The sequence below is a fragment of the Verrucomicrobiia bacterium genome (assembly GCA_026414565.1).
GTDB lineage: Bacteria > Verrucomicrobiota > Verrucomicrobiia > Limisphaerales > Fontisphaeraceae > Fontisphaera.
This window is the reverse complement of the sequence record JAOAIT010000020.1, coordinates 1-16,484: the sequence shown is the minus strand read 5'-3', so window position 1 is coordinate 16,484 and position 16,484 is coordinate 1. Positions and strand designations below refer to the sequence as shown.

Annotated in this window: 11 protein-coding genes, 1 tRNA gene and 3 pseudogenes; 9 read left to right on the top strand and 6 right to left on the bottom strand. The window is 64.9% G+C overall.

The features are described 5' to 3' along the window. From N3J91_05745 to N3J91_05735, 3 genes are all read right to left on the bottom strand, one after another. The coding region (locus tag N3J91_05745) for a ribonuclease HII (protein MCX8155937.1) at positions 1-404 on the bottom strand (404 nt) is incomplete at its 3' end. A 1-nt stretch (position 405) separates the two neighbouring features. Beyond that, positions 406-1,233: a glutamate racemase gene (murI, locus tag N3J91_05740; protein MCX8155936.1), complete on the bottom strand. Its 828-nt coding sequence runs from the start codon at positions 1,231-1,233 to the stop codon at positions 406-408. Next, complete coding sequence (locus tag N3J91_05735) at positions 1,230-2,210, bottom strand: N-acetylmuramoyl-L-alanine amidase (protein ID MCX8155935.1); 981 nt, start codon at positions 2,208-2,210, stop codon at positions 1,230-1,232. The genes murI and N3J91_05735 overlap by 4 nt, the downstream gene beginning before the upstream one ends. Positions 2,211-2,331: 121 nt before the next feature. Here N3J91_05735 and ispF point away from each other — a divergent pair, with 121 nt between their 5' ends. The 9 genes and pseudogenes from ispF (at position 2,332) to N3J91_05690 (ending at position 13,770) form a co-directional block, all read left to right on the top strand. Next, positions 2,332-2,811 carry a 2-C-methyl-D-erythritol 2,4-cyclodiphosphate synthase gene (ispF, locus tag N3J91_05730; GenBank protein ID MCX8155934.1) on the top strand — a complete coding sequence of 160 codons (480 nt, stop codon included), beginning with the start codon at positions 2,332-2,334 and terminating at the stop codon, positions 2,809-2,811. 3 nt (positions 2,812-2,814) lie between these two features. Then, entirely contained in the window at positions 2,815-3,111 is a 297-nt protein-coding gene (locus N3J91_05725) for a hypothetical protein (GenBank protein MCX8155933.1), read from the top strand. Positions 3,112-3,152: 41 nt separating this feature from the next. Further along, positions 3,153-3,980, top strand: a pseudogene (locus N3J91_05720) (sigma 54-interacting transcriptional regulator). Between the two features lie 527 nt (positions 3,981-4,507). After that, positions 4,508-5,848 (top strand): sigma-54 dependent transcriptional regulator, encoded by a 1,341-nt coding sequence (locus N3J91_05715; protein MCX8155932.1) that lies wholly within the window; start codon positions 4,508-4,510, stop codon positions 5,846-5,848. A 274-nt stretch (positions 5,849-6,122) separates the two neighbouring features. Beyond that, a pseudogene (locus tag N3J91_05710) lies at positions 6,123-7,382 on the top strand (TolC family protein). Positions 7,383-7,645: 263 nt separating this feature from the next. Then, positions 7,646-8,494 carry an efflux RND transporter periplasmic adaptor subunit gene (locus tag N3J91_05705; protein ID MCX8155931.1) on the top strand — a complete coding sequence of 283 codons (849 nt, stop codon included), beginning with the start codon at positions 7,646-7,648 and terminating at the stop codon, positions 8,492-8,494. 467 nt (positions 8,495-8,961) lie between these two features. Continuing rightward, the gene (locus N3J91_05700) at positions 8,962-10,365 is read left to right on the top strand and encodes an HlyD family efflux transporter periplasmic adaptor subunit (protein ID MCX8155930.1); all 1,404 of its coding nucleotides are present in this window, start codon (positions 8,962-8,964) and stop codon (positions 10,363-10,365) included. Positions 10,366-10,384: 19 nt separating this feature from the next. Next, positions 10,385-12,541: a biotin/lipoyl-binding protein gene (locus tag N3J91_05695; GenBank protein ID MCX8155929.1), complete on the top strand. Its 2,157-nt coding sequence runs from the start codon at positions 10,385-10,387 to the stop codon at positions 12,539-12,541. 158 nt (positions 12,542-12,699) lie between these two features. Then, positions 12,700-13,770, top strand: a pseudogene (locus tag N3J91_05690) (hypothetical protein). A 763-nt stretch (positions 13,771-14,533) separates the two neighbouring features. Here the strand turns inward: N3J91_05690 and N3J91_05685 are convergent. The 3 genes from N3J91_05685 to N3J91_05675 form a co-directional block, all read right to left on the bottom strand. Further along, positions 14,534-15,409, bottom strand: coding sequence for a UbiA family prenyltransferase (locus tag N3J91_05685; protein MCX8155928.1), 876 nt, complete (start codon positions 15,407-15,409; stop codon positions 14,534-14,536). A 79-nt stretch (positions 15,410-15,488) separates the two neighbouring features. Next, positions 15,489-15,565, bottom strand: a tRNA-Asp gene (locus N3J91_05680). Positions 15,566-15,847: 282 nt separating this feature from the next. Continuing rightward, positions 15,848-16,484, bottom strand: a 637-nt coding sequence (locus N3J91_05675) for a hypothetical protein (protein ID MCX8155927.1), incomplete at its 5' end; no start/stop codon positions are given.

Below are 16,484 nucleotides of genomic sequence, written 5' to 3'. Positions count from 1 at the left end.
AGATGTGTATAAGAGACAGGGGGGACGGGGTGGCCGTCCACGAGGAGATGGTCCGGGGGCGGGTGGAGGTGTTGGACGGCGCGTTGCATGGCGAGGGAGGTGGCGTTGAGGATGTTGATTTGGTCCACGATTTCGGCCTCGATGAGGGCGACGGCGAAGGTGATGTCCGGGGAGTGGGTGAGGAGTTCAAAGAAGTGCTCGCGGCGGGCGGGGGAAAGCTGTTTGGAGTCGTTGACGCCGCGGAGGTGGTGGGGGATGCCCGCGAAGGCCCAGTGGGCAGGAAGGATGACGGCGGCGGCGACGACGGGGCCGGCGAGGGCGCCGCGGCCGGCTTCGTCCACGCCGGCGAGGCGGCGGGAGCCGGCGTGGAGCAGGCGGCGTTCATGGAGGAAGCGATCGGGCATGTCAGCGTTTTTTGAGGGAGGGAAGCTCAACTTTCCAGGCCTGGCCGATGGGGAAGCCGAGGAAGCGGTCGGCGAGGGCTTCGAATTGCTCGGGGGCGTCGGTGACGTAGGGGAAGATGCGGCCGGGGCGGTCGCGGCGGTCATGGAGGAGGCCGTGGGCGGCGAGGCGCTGGCTGACGAGCTGGGCGCAGGATTCGGCGGAGTCCACGAGGACGACGCGGGGTCCGGCGAGGCGGCGGATGAGGTTTTTGATGAGGGGGTAATGGGTGCAGCCGAGGATGAGGGTGTCCATTTTGTGGCGGAGGAGGGGGGCGAGGTAAACGCGGAGGATTTCGGCGGTGATGCGGTGGGAGGTCCAGCCTTCCTCGATGAGGGGGACGAGGAGGGGGCAGGCCTGGGGGAAGACGCGGACTTTGGGGTACAGCTCGGCGAGGGCGATTTGGTAGGCGCGGCTGCGGATGGTGGCGGCGGTGGCGATGACGCCGATGCGGTGGTTGCGGGTTTTTTCGACGGCGACGCGGGCGCCGGGCTGGATGACGCCGAAGACGGGGACGTCAAACTGGTCTTCCAGGACGTTGAGGGCCCAGGCGGAGGCGGTGTTGCAGGCGACGACGATGCATTTGACTTTTTGGCGTTCGAGGAAGAGGGCGTCTTCGCAGGCGAAGCGGATGACGGTTTCTGGGGATTTGGTGCCGTAGGGGACGCGGGCGGTGTCGCCGAGATAGACGATGTCCTCGTGGGGGAGGGCGTGATGGAAGGCGCGGACGACGGTAAGCCCGCCCAGGCCGGAATCGAAGATGCCGATGGGGCGTGCAGGGCGCGGGGTCATGGGGATTCGATGGCTTTTTTGTAGGCCAGGATGCCGGAGGCGATGGCCTGGGCCATTTTTTTGCGGTGGGTGGCGTCGGCGATGCGGGCCATATCGGCGGGGTTGGACATGAAGCCGGCTTCGACGAGGATGGCGGGGGTGGTGCTGAAGCGGAGGACGGCGAAGCGGGCGCGGCGGACGCCGCGGTCGGGGAGGCCCAACTGGTGGGTCATGGCCTGCTGGACGTGCCAGGCGAGGAGGACGTTGTGGGGGTCGAACTGGTTGGCGGGGTAGGCGCCGGTGTTGGCGCCTTCGCCGCGGGCGTTGGTGGAGCTGGCGCGGGCGGGGGTCATGCAATAGGTTTCGAGGCCGCGGACGGAGGTGTCGGCGGCGGCATTGTAGTGAAGGCTGATGAGGAGGTCGGCTTTTTGGCGGCGGGCGATGGCGGGGCGGTCGGCGGGGTCGTGGTAGGTGTCGGAGCTGCGGGTGAGGGTGGCTTTGAGGCCGGCGGCCTTGAGGGCGGATTGCAGTTCTTCGGCCAGTTGGAGGGTGAAGCGTTTTTCCTGGAATTTGCCTTCGAGGTTGCCGGGGTCTTTGCCGCCGTGGCCGGCGTCAATGGCGACGGAGCGGACGGAGACTTTGGGGGATTTGACGGGGAAGAGGAGGGGTTGGAGGACGGTGGCGGCATCGAGGGAGGAAATGTAGAACTCGCCGCCCTGTTTGGCGACGGGGACGGAGAGGTGGACCTGGACGCCGCGGATTTCGGCCTGGCGTGAGTCGGCTTTGAAGAGGAGGCGGCTCCAGCGGCTGGTGAGGATGGCGGAGTCGCCCTGGGTTTTGAGGTCGTACTTACAGGCATCGGCCCATTGGGCGAGGGAGAGGTATTCGTTGCCGAAGAGGGTGGTGCGGGGGAGTTTGGTCCAGGCTTGCGCAAAGGCAGGAGCGGCCATTGCCCAAAAGATGGCCAGCCACCATGCGATGCCGAAGCGGCCTTGCATGAGCGCAATGTGCCTGTTGCGTGAGGGTATTTCAAGGAGAAGCGATGGGAGGGCGGGGGGAAAGGGGGCGGATTTGGAAAAAACCTTGGTTCAGGGGTTTTCTCTGGGATATAGTGGGGGCATGGTACGTGTGGGCATAGGATATGATGTGCATCCGCTGGTGGCGGGGCGGCGGTGTGTGCTGGGGGGCGTGGAGATTGCTTACGAGAAAGGGCTGGCGGGACATTCGGATGCGGATGTGTTGATGCATGCGATTTGCGATGCGGTTTTGGGGGCGTTGGGGTTGGGGGACATTGGGCAGTTTTTTCCGAATACGGATCCGCGGTGGAAGGATGCGCCCAGCCGGATTTTTTTGGAGGAGGCGGCGCGGCAGGTGGCGGCGCGCGGGGGGCGGATTGTGAATATTGATGCGACGTTGGTGGCGCAGGCGCCGAAGGTGGGGCCGCATGTGGGGGCGATGAAGAGGAATCTGGGGGCGGCGCTGGGGGTGGGGCCGGAGGTGATTGGGATCAAGGCGACGACGAATGAGGGGCTGGGATTTATTGGGCGGGGGGAGGGGATTGCGGCGATGGCGGTGGCGGCGGTGGAGCTGGGGGAGTAGGTCATGGGCAACAAAGCGGAGATAGGATGGAGGCGGAGCACCGCGGAGGGGGAGAAGGTGGAGGTGTTTGCGCGGTTGAGCGGGGGGGAGTGGCTGTTTTTTCAACGGAGCCGGCGGTATGAGAACTGGCAGCGGGTGGCGGAGCCGCCGTTGGAGGACTGGCTGGAGCTGCTGGATGCGGTGCGGCGGCGGGTGGTGCGTCGGCTGTATCAACCGGCGGATGAGAAGCGGCTGGTGGCGCGGATCCGGGAGCGGTTTCCGGAGTGGCGGGAGACAGAGAGGCAGGAGCAGGGCTTATGAATGAGCATGTCCTGGTGGTGGATGATGCGATGGAGCTGCGGATGCTGGTGCGGAGCGCGCTGACGCGGGCGCATTACCGGGTGTCGGAGCTGGAGTCGGCGGCGCAGTTGCGCCAGCGGCTGCAGGCGGGGGAGCAGGAGGCGCCCGAGCTGGTGCTGCTGGATTTGGTGCTGGGGGATGGGATGGGGACGGAGATCATGCCGGAGCTGCTGCGGGCGTGGCCGCGGACGGAGGTGATCGTGATCACGGGGTATGGTTCGGTGGAGAACGCGGTGAAGGCGATGAAGGCGGGGGCGTATGGTTTTCTGCCCAAGCCGTTTGATTCCAACACGTTGTTGCAGGAGGTAGAGCATGCGCTGCAACACCGGCGGCTGCGGCTGGAGGCGGAGGGATTGCGGGAGGTGTGTTTTACGTTGCGGGCGGAGACGGCGCCGGTGTTTCAGAGCGAGCCAATGAAGCGGCTGGTGCGCTTGATTGAGCGGGCGGCGGCCAGCTCGCTGCCGGTGTTGATTGTGGGGGAGAGCGGGGTGGGCAAGGAGGTGGTGGCGGGGATGCTGCATCATTTGGGGCCGCGGGCGGGGCAGCCGCTGGTGAAATGCAACTGTCCGGCGCTGGCGCGGGATCAATTTGACAAGTTGTTGTTTGGGGGGGCGGAGGCTGGGCGGGAGCCGGGTTTTTTGCGGCTGGCGGGAGAGGGGACGTTGTTGCTGGACGAGATCAGCAGCCTGCCGGTGGAGGTGCAGGGGCGGTTGTTGGGGGTGTTGCAGGATGGGATCGCGCAGCCCGCCGGGGGGACGGGGGGATATGCCGTGCGCTGCCGGCTGGTGGCGACGACGAATCGGCCGTGCGCGGAGCTGCTGCGGAGCGGCCAGTTGAAGGAGGACTTTTTTTACCGGCTGGGGCAGATCACGCTGGAGGTGCCGCCGTTGCGGGAGCGGCGGGAGGATATCCTGCCGCTGGCGCGGGCGTTTCTGGAGCGGTACGGGAGCCAGTCGGGGCGGACATTTGCGGGATTTACGGCGCGGGCGCAGGAGGCGCTGCGGCAGTGTGACTGGCCGGGGAATGTGCGGCAGTTGCAGAATGAGGTGCAGCGGGCGGTGTTGATGGCGCAGGGGGACTGGGTGGGGGCGGAGGATTTGACGATTGCCCCGCAGGCGGGGGGCGGGCAGGGGGAATTGGGGTTGCTGGAGGTGATGGAGCGGAAGGCGATGGTGCAGGCGTTGGAGGCGACGGGTGGGGACGTGGCCGAGGCGGCGCGGCGGCTGCACATGGGACGGCAGACTTTTCAATTAAAAATGAAGGCTTATCGTATCGAGGCTTGAGTCAAGCCCGGAGGCTGCGGGCGGCTGCCAGGGGTGGTTGGCGGCGGCGCCGGGGCCGGGTGAGGAAAGGTATTATGAGTGCCAGCGTATTGGTGGTGGATGACACGGCGGAGATCCGTGACCTGGTGCGCGCGATATTAAGCGAGGAAGGGTACCAAGTGCAGGAGTGTGATTCCGGGGCGGCGCTGCGGCGGCGGCTGGGGGAGGAGCGGGCGCCGGATTTGGTGCTGCTGGATTTGCGGCTGCCGGATGCGGAGGGGCTGGATTTGCTGCCGGTGATCAAGCGGGAATGGCCGGGGACGGAGGTGCTGATCATGACGGGGTATGCGACGATTGAGGCGGCGGTGCGGGCGACGAAGATGGGGGCGTACGGGTTTCAGGAGAAGCCGTTTGATCCGGCGGCGCTGGTGGTGAATGTGGGGCGGGCGCTGGAGCACAAGAGTCTGCAGGAGCAGGCCAGCCAGTTGCGGCAGGCGTTGTCCACGATGAGCGGGGGGGCGGCGCCGGTGTTTCAGAGCGCGGCGATGAAGGCGGTGGTGAAAATGGTGGAGAAGGTGGCGGGGAGCGATGTGTCGGTGTTTATTGTGGGGGAGAGCGGGACGGGCAAGGAGGTGATTGCGGATTTGATTCATAATCTCAGCCCGCGGGCGGCCAAACCGTTTGTGAAGGTGAACTGCGCGGCGCTGCCGCGGGAATTGATTGAGAGTGAGTTGTTCGGGTCGGTGAAGGGGGCGTTTACGGGGGCCACGGCGGATCGGGTGGGATTGTTTCGGCAGGCGGAGGGGGGGACGCTGTTGCTGGATGAGATATCGGAGATGCCGGTGGACACGCAGAGCAAGCTGCTGCGGGTGTTGCAGGACAAGGAGGTGCGTCCGGTGGGGGGGCGGACGAGTTATACGATAAATTGCCGGATTATTGCGGCGACCAACCGGCCGATCCAGGAGGCCATTCGGACGGGGAAACTGCGGGAGGATTTGTATTACCGGATTTCGACGATCACGCTGACGCTGCCGCCGCTGCGGGATCGGCGGGAGGACATTTTGCCGCTGGCGAATGCGTTTTTGCAGCGCTTTGCGGCGCAGGCGGGGCGCACATTTACGGGGTTTTCCGCCGAGGCGGCGCAGCGGTTGCGGAGCTTTGACTGGCCGGGGAATGTGCGGCAGTTGCAGAACGAGGTGCAGCGGGCGGTGTTGATCGCCGGGGGGCCGCTGATTGAAGCGGGGGATTTGTCCATTGGGCATGCGGAGGAGGAGAGTGCGCCGGAGGGCCTGAGTTTGATGGATGCGATGGAGCGGAACACCATTTTGAAGGTGTTGCAGGAGACGGGGGGGAACAAAGTGGAAGCGGCGCGGCGGCTGGGGATAGGGCGGCAGACGCTGTACAACAAGATCAAGGTTTACGGGATTGAGGCGTGAGGCCGGGGGCGGCTGGCTGCGGTTGAAGAGGGCGGGGGAAGGCGGGGGCGGATATTTTTTGACGGTGCAGAGAGGGGGGGGTATAGTTTTTGCTTTGAAGGCAAGTTCAGTCTCAAGGCGAAAAGCAATTATTATGGACAACATGGCGTGGGGAAAGTGTGTCGTTGGGGTGTGCGTTTTTTGGTGCATGGTGGCCGGGGGTCAGGGGGCGGAGCTGAAGCTGACGTTGAACGAGTTTCTGGCGCGCGTGCTGACCAACAACGAGAACATCCAGATGAAGATTCTGGAGGTGCAGATCAGCCGCAAGCAGTATGAGGCGCAGAAGGGATTGTTTGAGCCGGCGTGGGTGACCTCGTTCACGCATGAGGATCGGCGCAATGCGCTGACGGAGGAGCAGAAGCGGAATTTGTTTTTTGCCACCCTATTTAACGAGCGGAACAATCGTTACGATTCCGGGGTGGAGATGATCACGCCTTCGGGGGCGAAGGTGCAACTGGGCTACCGGCTGAATGAGCTGCGGAACAATCTGAACCAGGCGAACTTTCCGGACGGGGAGTATTTGTCCACGCTGAGCCTGGCGCTGACGCAGCCGTTGTTGAAGGATTTTGGTTATGCGGCGACGCTGGCCAATCTGCGGGCGGCGGCGATCAACTCGGAGATTACGTTTCAGGAATACCGCAAGGCGCTGATCGAGATTGTGGCGCGGGCGGAGGCGGCGTATTGGGATGTGTATCTGGCGCAGCAGCAATACGCGTTCAGCACGGATTCGGTGGCGGTGGCGCAGACGCTGCTGGCGGACAACCAGGCGAAGCTGGCGGTGGGGAAGGGGGCGGAGCTGGACGTGTTGCAGGCGGAGGCGGGGCTGGCGCAGCGGCAGGCGCTGGCCAACGAGGCGCGGCAGAAGCTGTATGAGGCGGCCAATCGGGCGATGATATTTTGTTCGAGTTCGGTGCTGGGGCCGCATGATCGTCTGGTGGCGGTGGATGAACCGAAGGCGGGGCCGATGACCAGTGATCCGTTGTACTTTCGGACGCTGGCGGATCAGCTTAATCCGGATGCGTTGTCGCTGCGGCATCAACTGGCGCTGGACGGGGTGCGGATCAATTTTGCGAAGAATCAACGGCTGCCGCAACTGGACTTGAAGGCGAGCTACGGCTCGAGCGACATTCATCCGAATTATCAGGGCATCTGGCGGAATCTGGAGGCGCATGATTATCCGGCGTGGATGCTGGGGGTGGAGCTGCGGGTGCCGCTGGGGGGCAACCTGAAGGCGCGCAAGGAATTGGAGGCGGCGCGGTTGCGGCGGCAGAACACGCTGCTGGCGCTGCAGACGTTGCGGGTGCAGTTGGACAACCTGATTGATGCGGCGCACAAGACGGCCGATTCGTATTACGACAACATTGCCCGGTACGCCAAGGTGGTGGAGTTCAATCAAAACCTGCTGAAGTCGCAACTGGACCGGCTGGAAGTGGGGAAGACGGACAGCCGGACGGTGCTGGAGACGGAGCAGGATTTGTTTGAGGCGCGGCTGGGGCTGGTGCAAAGCCAGGTGCGGTTCAAGCGGGCGGTGCTGGATTTGGAGCAGTCGGTGGGGATGGTGTTGCAGGCGCGGAATCTGGAGCTGAGCCAGTCGGATCTGGCGCATCGGACGCGGGCGCTGCTGCGGAGCGGCAAGATCACGCCGCAGGCGTATGCGGAATTTTTGGAGCAGGTGCAGCGGGAGTATGAGCTGCGCCGGCAGGCGGCGCCGCCGATTCCTCCGGCGACTTTGCCCCCGCGCCAACCCTGAATTAAGCTATGATGATGATCAACGAAGCGTACGCCCATCGTCTGCGGCGGCTGGCGGCGGGGGTGTTGATGGCGGCCTGGCTGGCAAGGGCGGGGGCCGTCCCGGCGGCCACGGTGGAGGGGATTACCGAGCCGTTGCATGATCTGGTGATCAGCGCGTCGGTGCCGGGGACGATTGCCAAAATCCTGGTGAAGGAGGGGGATTTCATGGAGTCGGGGACGGCGATATTGGAGCTGGAGAAGCGGCAGGAGGAGCTGGAGGTGGAGCGCCGGCGGATTCTGAGCGAGAGCAAGGCGGAGCTGACGGCGGCGGCGGCGCAGATGGAGATGCTGAAGATGGATTTGGAGGCGACGCGCAAGCTGTTTGAGACGTCGAAGTCGGTGAGCAAGGAGCAGTTGTTGAAGAAGGAGCTGGAGTACAAGCAGGCGGTGGCGGAGCATGACAAACTGCAACTGGCCGAGGCGCGGGAGAAGATCGAGTACGAGATGGCGCTGGAGCAGTTGCGGAAGCGGGTGATCACGGCGCCGCAGAGCGGGTATGTGGTGGAGCTGATGCGGAAGGCGGGGGAGGATTGCAAGGCGCAGGAGCCGCTGGTGCGGCTGGTGGACACGCGGCAGTGTTATTTTGTGGCGAATGTGGAGGCGCGGGCGGGGGCGGCGCTGGCGGCGGGCCAGCGGATCAAGCTGGAGCTGCCGGCGGGGCGGCAGAGTCTGAGCGTGACGGGGGAGGTGGCGTTTGTGTCGCCGGTGGTGGATCCGGCCAGCGGGCTGCTCAAGGTCAAGGTGTTGTTTGAGAATCCCCAAGGCAAAATTCGTCCGGGGGTGGCCGGGCTGATGCATCTCCCGGAGGCTCCATGAGCGGAGGGAATGAACAACTGAAGGCCACGGAGGTGCCGCGCGGCACGGCGGGCTGGGCGACGTTGCGGTCTTTTGCCGGGCCGCCGACGGCGTTCTGGCCGGCCTTTTTGGCGGCCAGCGGCGAGCTGACGGGCGCGTGCCGGGGGTTGTTGCTGCGGAAAAGCACCGAAGGCAAGGCGGAGTGGCGGAAGCTGGGCGAGTGGGCATCGGGCCATCGGCCGGAGACGTTGAGCGCGGTGTTTACGCAGGAGTGGCTGGAGCTGGCGGAGGAGTGCCAGGAGAAGGGCGGTTCAGTGCGGGCGATGGGGCGTGGGGGCAAAGGGGCCGCGGCGCCGCACGGGGTGGCGGTGCGATTGCAGTTGCCGGAGCCGGAGGCGCCGTGCATTGGGGCTTTTTTGCTGCCTGAGGCCACGCCGGCGCAGGCGGAGGAGGCGTTGCGGCGGCTGACGCTGGTGGCGGATGTGCCGATGAGTTACGCGGCCAACCGGGCGGGGGAGAAGGCGCGGGCGGATGTGGAGAAGTTTGCGACGGTGCTGGACATTTTGGCGGAGTTTAATGCGGAGAAACGCTTTTTGGCGGCGGCGCTGGCGTTGTGCAATGCGGTGGCCACGCGATTTCGATGCGACCGGGTGAGTTTGGGATGGGTGGAGGGGGGGTATGTGCGGTTGCAGGCGATGAGCCGGACGGAACGGTTTGACAAGAAGATGGCGGCGGTGAGCGCGCTGGAGGCGGTGATGGAGGAGGCGCTGGATCAGGACGAGGAGATTCTCTACCCGGCGCCGGAGGGGGCCACGTTTGTGTGGCGGGATCATGAGAAGTTTGCCCAGGAGCAGAAGGTGGGGCATCTGGCTTCGATTCCGGTGCGGGTGGAGGAGCGGGGGATAGCGGTGATGACGTGCGAGCGGCAGCAGGGGGCGTTTACCGCAGAGGAGCTGCAGCAGTTGCGGCTGATCGCCGATCAGGCGAGCCGGCGGCTGGAAGATTTGAAAAAGGCGGATCGCTGGTGGGGGGCGCGGCTGGCGGCGGCCACGCGGGAGAAGGCGGCGGAGCTGATCGGGCCGGAGCATACGTGGGCGAAGCTGCTGGGGCTGACGGTGGCGGTGTTGGTGCTGCTGTTGATTTTTCTGAAGGTGCCCTACCGGGTGGAGGCGAAGTTCATCTTGCGGGCCGAGGAAGTGGCCTATCTGGCGGCGCCGTTCAAGGGGTTTATCAAGGAGGCGCCGGTGCGGCCGGGGGATGCCGTGACCAACCGGCAGCCGGTGTTGCAGTTGAACACTGATGATTTGTTGTTGGAGCAGGCGGCGGCGGCGGCGGAGATGGTGCGTTACCAGCGGGAGGCCGAGCGGGCCCGGGCGGCCAAGGCGCTGGCGGAGATGCGGGTGGCGGAGGCGCAACTGGAGCAGGCGCGGGCGCGCCTGGAGCTGGTGCGGTACCGGCTGGAGCAGGCCACGCTGCGGGCGCCGTTTGCCGGGGTGGTGACGGAGGGAGATTTACGGGAGCGGATCGGGGCGCCGGTGGATCAGGGGGAGACGCTGATCAAGATTGCGGAGACCTCCAAGTTGTATGTGGAGGCCGAGATTCCGGAGCGGGACATCCATGAGGTACAGGCCCGGGCGACGGGCCAGATTGCGTTCATCAGCCAGCCCAAGTTGAAATATGCGGTGCGGCTGAACCGGCTGGAGCCGGCGGCGGTGCCCAAGGAGGGGGCCAATGTATTTCTGGCGCGCTGCGACATTGTGGAGGCGAACCGGCCGGACTGGTGGCGGCCGGGGATGAGCGGTGTATGCAAGCTCGACGCGGGGCGGCGGAGTTTGTTGTGGATCGCGACGCATCGCACGGTGGATTTTCTGCGGCTGTGGCTGTGGTGGTGAGCGCGCCCCCGGAGTGGTTATGAGCGAGGCCGGCAAAACCTTCAGCGAATCGTGGTACCGCGTGGCGAATCAGAAGATATGCCTGCGGCCCGGGGTGCGGGTGCGGCGGCAGGTGTACCGGGGCGAGCGGTGGATTGTACTGGAGAATCCGTTCAACAACCAATACTTCCGGCTGCGTCCGGAGGCGTATGAGTTGGTGGCGCGGCTGCGGCCGGATCGGACGGTGGAGGAGGCGTGGAAGGAGTGTCTGGAGAAGTTTCCCGAGACGGCGCCGGGGCAGGAGGCGGTGATCCGGCTGCTGTCGCAGTTGTATTATGCGAATCTGTTGCAGTACGACGTGGCGGCGGATGCGGCGCGGCTGTTTGAGCGGTACAAAAAGACACGGCAGCGGCAGACGCGCGCCACGCTGCTGCAGGTGATGTTCATGCGGATTCCGCTGTTGAATCCGGATCGTTTTTTGCGGTGGACGCTGCCGGTGGTGAGGCCGATGCTGAGCTGGTTTGGGGCGGTGGTGTGGCTGGTGGTGGTGGGGTACGGGCTGAAGCTGGCGGTGGAAAACTTTGCGGCGCTGCGGGAGCAGTCGCAGGGGATTTTGGAGCCGGCGAAGCTGCCGTTGCTGTATCTGGCGATGGTGATGGTCAAGACGTTGCACGAGTTTGGGCATGCCTATTTTTGCCGGCGGTTTGGGGGGGAGGTGCCGGTGATGGGGGTGCAACTGCTGGTGTTCACGCCGGTGCCTTACATGGATGCCACGTCGAGTTGGGGGTTTCGGAGCCGGTGGCAGCGGGCGCTGGTGGGGGCGGCGGGGATGATGGTGGAGCTGTTCGTGGCGGCGGTGGCGATGATGGTGTGGGCCAAGACGGGGGCGGGGTTGGTGCACAGCCTGTGTTACAATCTGGTGTTTATTGCGTCGGTTTCGACGCTGGTGTTCAACCTCAATCCGCTGCTGCGGTTTGATGGGTATTATATTTTGTCGGACTTGCTGGACATTCCGAACCTGTATCAGAAGTCGTTTCAACATTTGCGGCATTTGTTTGAGCATTATTTGCTGGGCGTGAAGCAATCGGAAAGTCCGAGCCAGTCGGCGCGGGAGAAATTCTGGCTCACGGTTTTTGGCATTGGCAGCGCGATTTACCGGGTGATTGTGTTTGGGGGCATCCTGTTGTTTGTGGCGGATCGTTTTTTGTTTTTGGGGATATTGATGGCGGTGGTGTGCTTCATTTCGTGGATCATCGTTCCCCTGGGCAAGTTCATCCATTATCTGGCCAGCAGCCCCAAGTTGGAAAGGTGCCGGCCGCGGGCGGTGATGGTGAGTGTGGGGGGGGTGGCGCTGCTGATTGCGTTTTTTCAGTTCATACCTTTTCCCAGTCATTTTCGGGCGCCGGGGGTGGTGCTGGCGCGGGAGTGGAACATGGTTTCGGCGTTGAGCGCGGGGCGGGTCAGGGCGTTGCTGGCGCAGCCGGGACAATGGGTGGAGGCGGGGCAGCCGCTGGTGGAGCTGGAGAATCCCGAGCTGGACATGGCGCTGGCGGCCGCGCGGGCGTCGCAGGCGGAGACCGAGGCGCGGTATCGGGCGGCGTTGTCGCTGGATGCCGCGAGTCTGGCGCCCCTGCAGGGGCGGCTGGATTCGGCGCGGCAGCTTTTGCAACGGTTGGAGGAGGATCGAAGCAATCTGGTGGTGCGGGCGCGGGTGTCGGGCTGGTGGACATTGCCGCGGGCCGAAGAGATGCCGGGGCGGTGGCTGCCGAAGGGGAGCGCGCTGGGACTGGTCATCAATACCAATGCGTTTGAGTTTTCGGCGACGGTGCGACAGGAGGAGGTGGATCGGCTGTTTGGGCGGCTGCATCAACGGGCGGAGGTGCGGTTGTTTGGGCAGGGGGGCTTGAATTTGCGGGTGCAGGAATTGCGGATTATTCCCGGGGCGCAGTATGTGCTGCCCACGGTGGCGTTGGGCTGGGCGGGCGGCGGGGAGATGCCGGTGTCCACGCAGGATCGTCAGGGGCGGCTGGCGGCCGAGCCGTTTTTCAATGTGATTGGGAGGGTGGAGGCGCCGTCGGAGGCGGTGTTGTATCACGGGCGGACCGGCAAGGCGCGATTTGAGGTTGGGCGGGAACCCTTGCTGCCGCGGGCGATGCGCGCGTTGTGGCAGCTTCTGCAAAAGCGATACCAGCTTTGAACCTGACCCCCACCCAGATTCAGCATCTGACCCGCTTCAAGCGGCCGGCCAAGTTGTTGACCGGGCTGGATGCGGTGGTGGATGCGTGGAGCGGGCGGATCCGGCGGATGCGGCAGGGGCTGACGGAGCTGCGGCAGGAGGCCGAGAAGATTGAGGCGATGGCGGGGACATGGCGGACGCTGCCGGAGGGGAGGTTGCGGGAGAGGTTGCAGGAGTTTCGGGAGCATTTCCGGCGGGAGCCCGAGCCGGCTGCGGAGGTGGTGCGGCAGGCGCTGGCGGCGGTGCGGGAGGCGGCCGATCGGCAGACGGGGATGCGGCCTTATCTGGTGCAGCTCATGGGCACGCTGGCGCTGTATCGGGGGTTTTTGACCGAGATGGCCACCGGCGAGGGCAAGACGCTGACGGCGGCCTGTGCGGCGGTGTTGGCGGGGTGGACACGGCGGCCCTGCCATATTGTCACGGTGAACGATTATCTGGTGGAGCGCGATGCCGAATGGCTGGGGCCGTTGTATCGTTTTGCGGGGGTGCGGGTGGGGTGTGTGACCGGGCCGATGGAGCCGGAGGCGCGGCGGCAGGGATACGCGGCGGATGTGACCTACACCACGAGCAAGGAGCTGCTGGCGGATTTCTTGCGGGACCGGCTGCGGCTGGGGGAATTGCAGAATGCGACGCGGCGGTTGTTGCGGCAGCTCATGCACAGCCGGGCGCAGCCGGCGCAGGGGCTGGTGTTGCGCGGATTGCACACGGCGATCATTGACGAGGCGGACAGTGTCCTGATTGATGAAGCGGTGACGCCGTTGATCATCTCCATACCGCGGGAAAATCCGATATTGCATGAGGCGGTGATGGTGGCGCATGAGATGGTGCAACACCTGCAGGCGGGGGAGGATTACACGGTGAACTGGCGCTATCGTGAAATTGAACTGACGGCTGCGGGGCGGGAGCGCATTGCCGCGGAGTGCCGGCGGTTGCCGGGTTTCTGGCGCAATCAGGAGCGGCGGGAGGAGTTGATCAAGCAGGCGTTGAGTGCGCGGGAGCTGTTTCGGCCGGGGAAGGAGTATTTGGTGGTGGACGGGAAGATCATGATTGTGGACGAGTTCACGGGCCGGGTGATGCCCAACCGCACGTGGCGCGAGGGGATGCACCAGGCGATTGAGGCCAAGGAGAAACTGGCGGTGTCCAGCCCGAGCGAGACGGCGGCGCGCATGAGTTTTCAGCGGTTTTTCCGGTGTTTTTACCGACTGTGCGGGATGACGGGGACGGCGCGGGAGGCGGCGGCGGAGTTTTGGCAGATCTACCGCCTGCCGCTGATCACGATACCCACCAACCGCCCGTGCATCCGGCAGCAGTTGCCGGATCGCATTTTTCGCACGGAAGAGGAGAAGTGGGAGGCGATTGCGGAGACGGTGGCGGCGATACATCAAACGGGGCGGCCGTTGCTGGTGGGGACGCGGAGTGTGACGGCAAGCGAGCATTTGTCGCAGTTGTTGCAGGCGCGCGGTTTGAATCATCGGGTGCTCAACGCGGCGCGGCATCAGGAGGAGGCGCAAATCATTGCGGAGGCGGGCGAGCGCGGCAAGATCACCATTGCCACCAACATGGCCGGCCGCGGCACGGATATCAAGCTGGCGGCGGGGGTGGCGGAGCTGGGGGGCTTGTTTGTGATTGCGACGGAGCGGCATGAATCGGGGCGGGTGGACCGGCAATTATTTGGGCGGGCGGGGCGGCAGGGGGATCCCGGCACGGCGCAGGCGTTTGTGAGTCTGGAGGATGAGCTGCTGCGGCGGTTTGTGCCGGCGCCATTGAAGCGCGCGGTGCAACGGATGGCGGCGGCCGGGACGCCGGGGTGGGAGAAGGCGGCCGCCGGGTTGATCAAACAGGCGCAGTATTCGGCGCAGCGCCTGGCGTTTCATCAGCGGCGGGGCGTGCTTAAAACGGACACGTGGCTGGAGGAGGCGCTTTCCTTCACGGGGCTGGATTGAGCGGCGGGGGTCAGGTCGCGGGGACAAAGCGCTGCAGCACGAGGGTGAGCAAAAAGAGGGCGGGGAAAAACAACACCATGTCGGGAAACACGGGCCCCACGGCGGCGAGGTCCACCAACACGATGCCGGCCAGCAATCTGGCCACGGCTTCTTTGCGGCGGGGAAGAGGGGCGCCGTAGGCGGTGATCAGGCAGCCCAGCAACCAGCCAAATAGCACGAAGGCCAGGAGCAATCCCTGCTTGCCGTAGGCTCCATCATTGACCAGCAGGCAGAGGGCGATGGGGGCAAAGAGCAGCACGCTGGGCCAGTAACCCGCGCCCTGGGGCTGGCTTTCGCCGCGGGCGATCCAGGAGAGACCGGCGACGTAAACCCCCAGGGCGATTGAGGCCCAGACGGTCAAACCGTCCGGCCCGAAATGGGCGGCGCTGGCGGCCATGAGCACCACGAGGGCGCGGCAAAGGCCGATGAGGAGGGGGGCCCAGCGGACGCGCTTGTGCCAGAGGTTGTAGGCCAGAATGGCCAGGACCAGGCCCCAGGCGAACTGGAAGAGGCGCCAATGGATGAGGGACAGGACGAGCAGGCCCGAGGCAAGGAGCGCAAAACTCAAGGCCCAGACGAGCCATTCGCTGATGTGGCCGCTGGGGATGGGACGCTCCGGGCGGAATTGGCGGTCCCAGGAGGTGTCCAAGGCATCGTTGAGGAAGACACCGCCCAAGTAGAGGCTGCTGGCGCCGGTGAGGACCACGGCGAAGAGGTGCCAGTCGCCGGCGCCGCCCAGGAGCCAGCCCGCCAGGCAGTTGGACCAGACGGTGGGGAGGTTGGAAACCCGCCCCAAAGTCAGCAAGGCGCGCAGCGTGCCCGGCAGGGACATCTGAACCATGGTCATGCGCCGCCATTACAAACAAGAGGTGGGGCGGGCAAAAGCAAAATCTTGGGGGGAGGAGCGGGGGTGCGCCAAAAAATAATGGCGGGAGCGGCGGGGCTCGAACCCGTAACCTCTGCCGTGACAGGGCAGCGCTCTAACCAATTGAGCTACGCCCCCGCATTGGGGACGAGAAAAGTATGCAAGGCCGGGAGAGGCGTCAACAGGAAAAAATGAAAATGGGAATAAAAAAAGTGATTCGGGCAACAGACGCCAAGGAGGTGGGGGTGGGGGACCCCGCTGAAGAAACGTACTGCCACCCGAATCGGATATAACCTTATGCTTAATGAGGAAAAAGTCAATGGGATATTCTAAATATCTTATTATAATACAACTGAGGCGGGAGGGCGGGGAGAGGCGGGTTGGTGGCGGGGGCCGTGGGGTTTTCTCATGGTAGTGGAATCAGGGTTGGAACAGGCGTTGCAGGACGGCGGGATGTTCCGGCAACGGGGGGTTGATAACGAGGACGGGGTCGGTGATGAGGGCATTGGCGAGGGAGTCGGCGGCGGCGTCGTTTTCGAGGCGGGGCCGCCAGACGAGATCAAATTGGAATTCCATGACGCCGGGGCTGTCGCCCTGGAAATTGGTGTACCAGAAGTTGTCATAGACGATGGCGAGGAGGCGGGCGGTGCGGGGAGGGGGCTCGGCGAGGCGGGCTTTGGGGTGGGGGCCGTCGAGGGTGATGAGCGGGGCATCGCGGGTGATCCAGAGCCAACTGCCCTCGGGGAGGGCGTAGTGCGCCCAGCCGTCTATGGCGAAATAGTCGCGGCAGGTGCCGGGCAGTTGGTCGGTGAATGGGGTAAAGGGCAGGCCGCCGCTGCTGAGGCGGGGAAGGGAGCCATCGCAGGGGAGGGGGGTGACGATGCAGAGCAGTTCCGGGTCGAAGGAGGAGAGGCGGTTGAAGCGCACGGTGAGGCGGGCGCGGGGTTCACGTTTCCAGAGTTCGAGTTTGCGGGTGCCCCATTGGAGGCGTGGGTGTTCGAAGCGTTGGGTGTCCCGGAGGGTGTGGGGGTTGTCCTCGACGGTGGTCGGGCTGAGG

Bases quoted from the DNA above. Each gene is read 5' to 3' on its own strand.
- murI (MCX8155936.1), bottom strand. From the start codon at position 1,233: ATGACCCCGCGCCCTGCACGCCCCATCGGCATCTTCGATTCCGGCCTG.
- N3J91_05685 (MCX8155928.1), bottom strand. From the start codon at position 15,409: ATGACCATGGTTCAGATGTCCCTGCCGGGCACGCTGCGCGCCTTGCTG.
- ispF (MCX8155934.1), top strand. From the start codon at position 2,332: ATGGTACGTGTGGGCATAGGATATGATGTGCATCCGCTGGTGGCGGGG.
- N3J91_05695 (MCX8155929.1), top strand. From the start codon at position 10,385: ATGAGCGAGGCCGGCAAAACCTTCAGCGAATCGTGGTACCGCGTGGCG.
- N3J91_05725 (MCX8155933.1), top strand. From the start codon at position 2,815: ATGGGCAACAAAGCGGAGATAGGATGGAGGCGGAGCACCGCGGAGGGG.
- N3J91_05715 (MCX8155932.1), top strand. From the start codon at position 4,508: ATGAGTGCCAGCGTATTGGTGGTGGATGACACGGCGGAGATCCGTGAC.
- N3J91_05700 (MCX8155930.1), top strand. From the start codon at position 8,962: ATGAGTTACGCGGCCAACCGGGCGGGGGAGAAGGCGCGGGCGGATGTG.
- N3J91_05705 (MCX8155931.1), top strand. From the start codon at position 7,646: ATGATGATGATCAACGAAGCGTACGCCCATCGTCTGCGGCGGCTGGCG.
- N3J91_05735 (MCX8155935.1), bottom strand. From the start codon at position 2,210: ATGCAAGGCCGCTTCGGCATCGCATGGTGGCTGGCCATCTTTTGGGCA.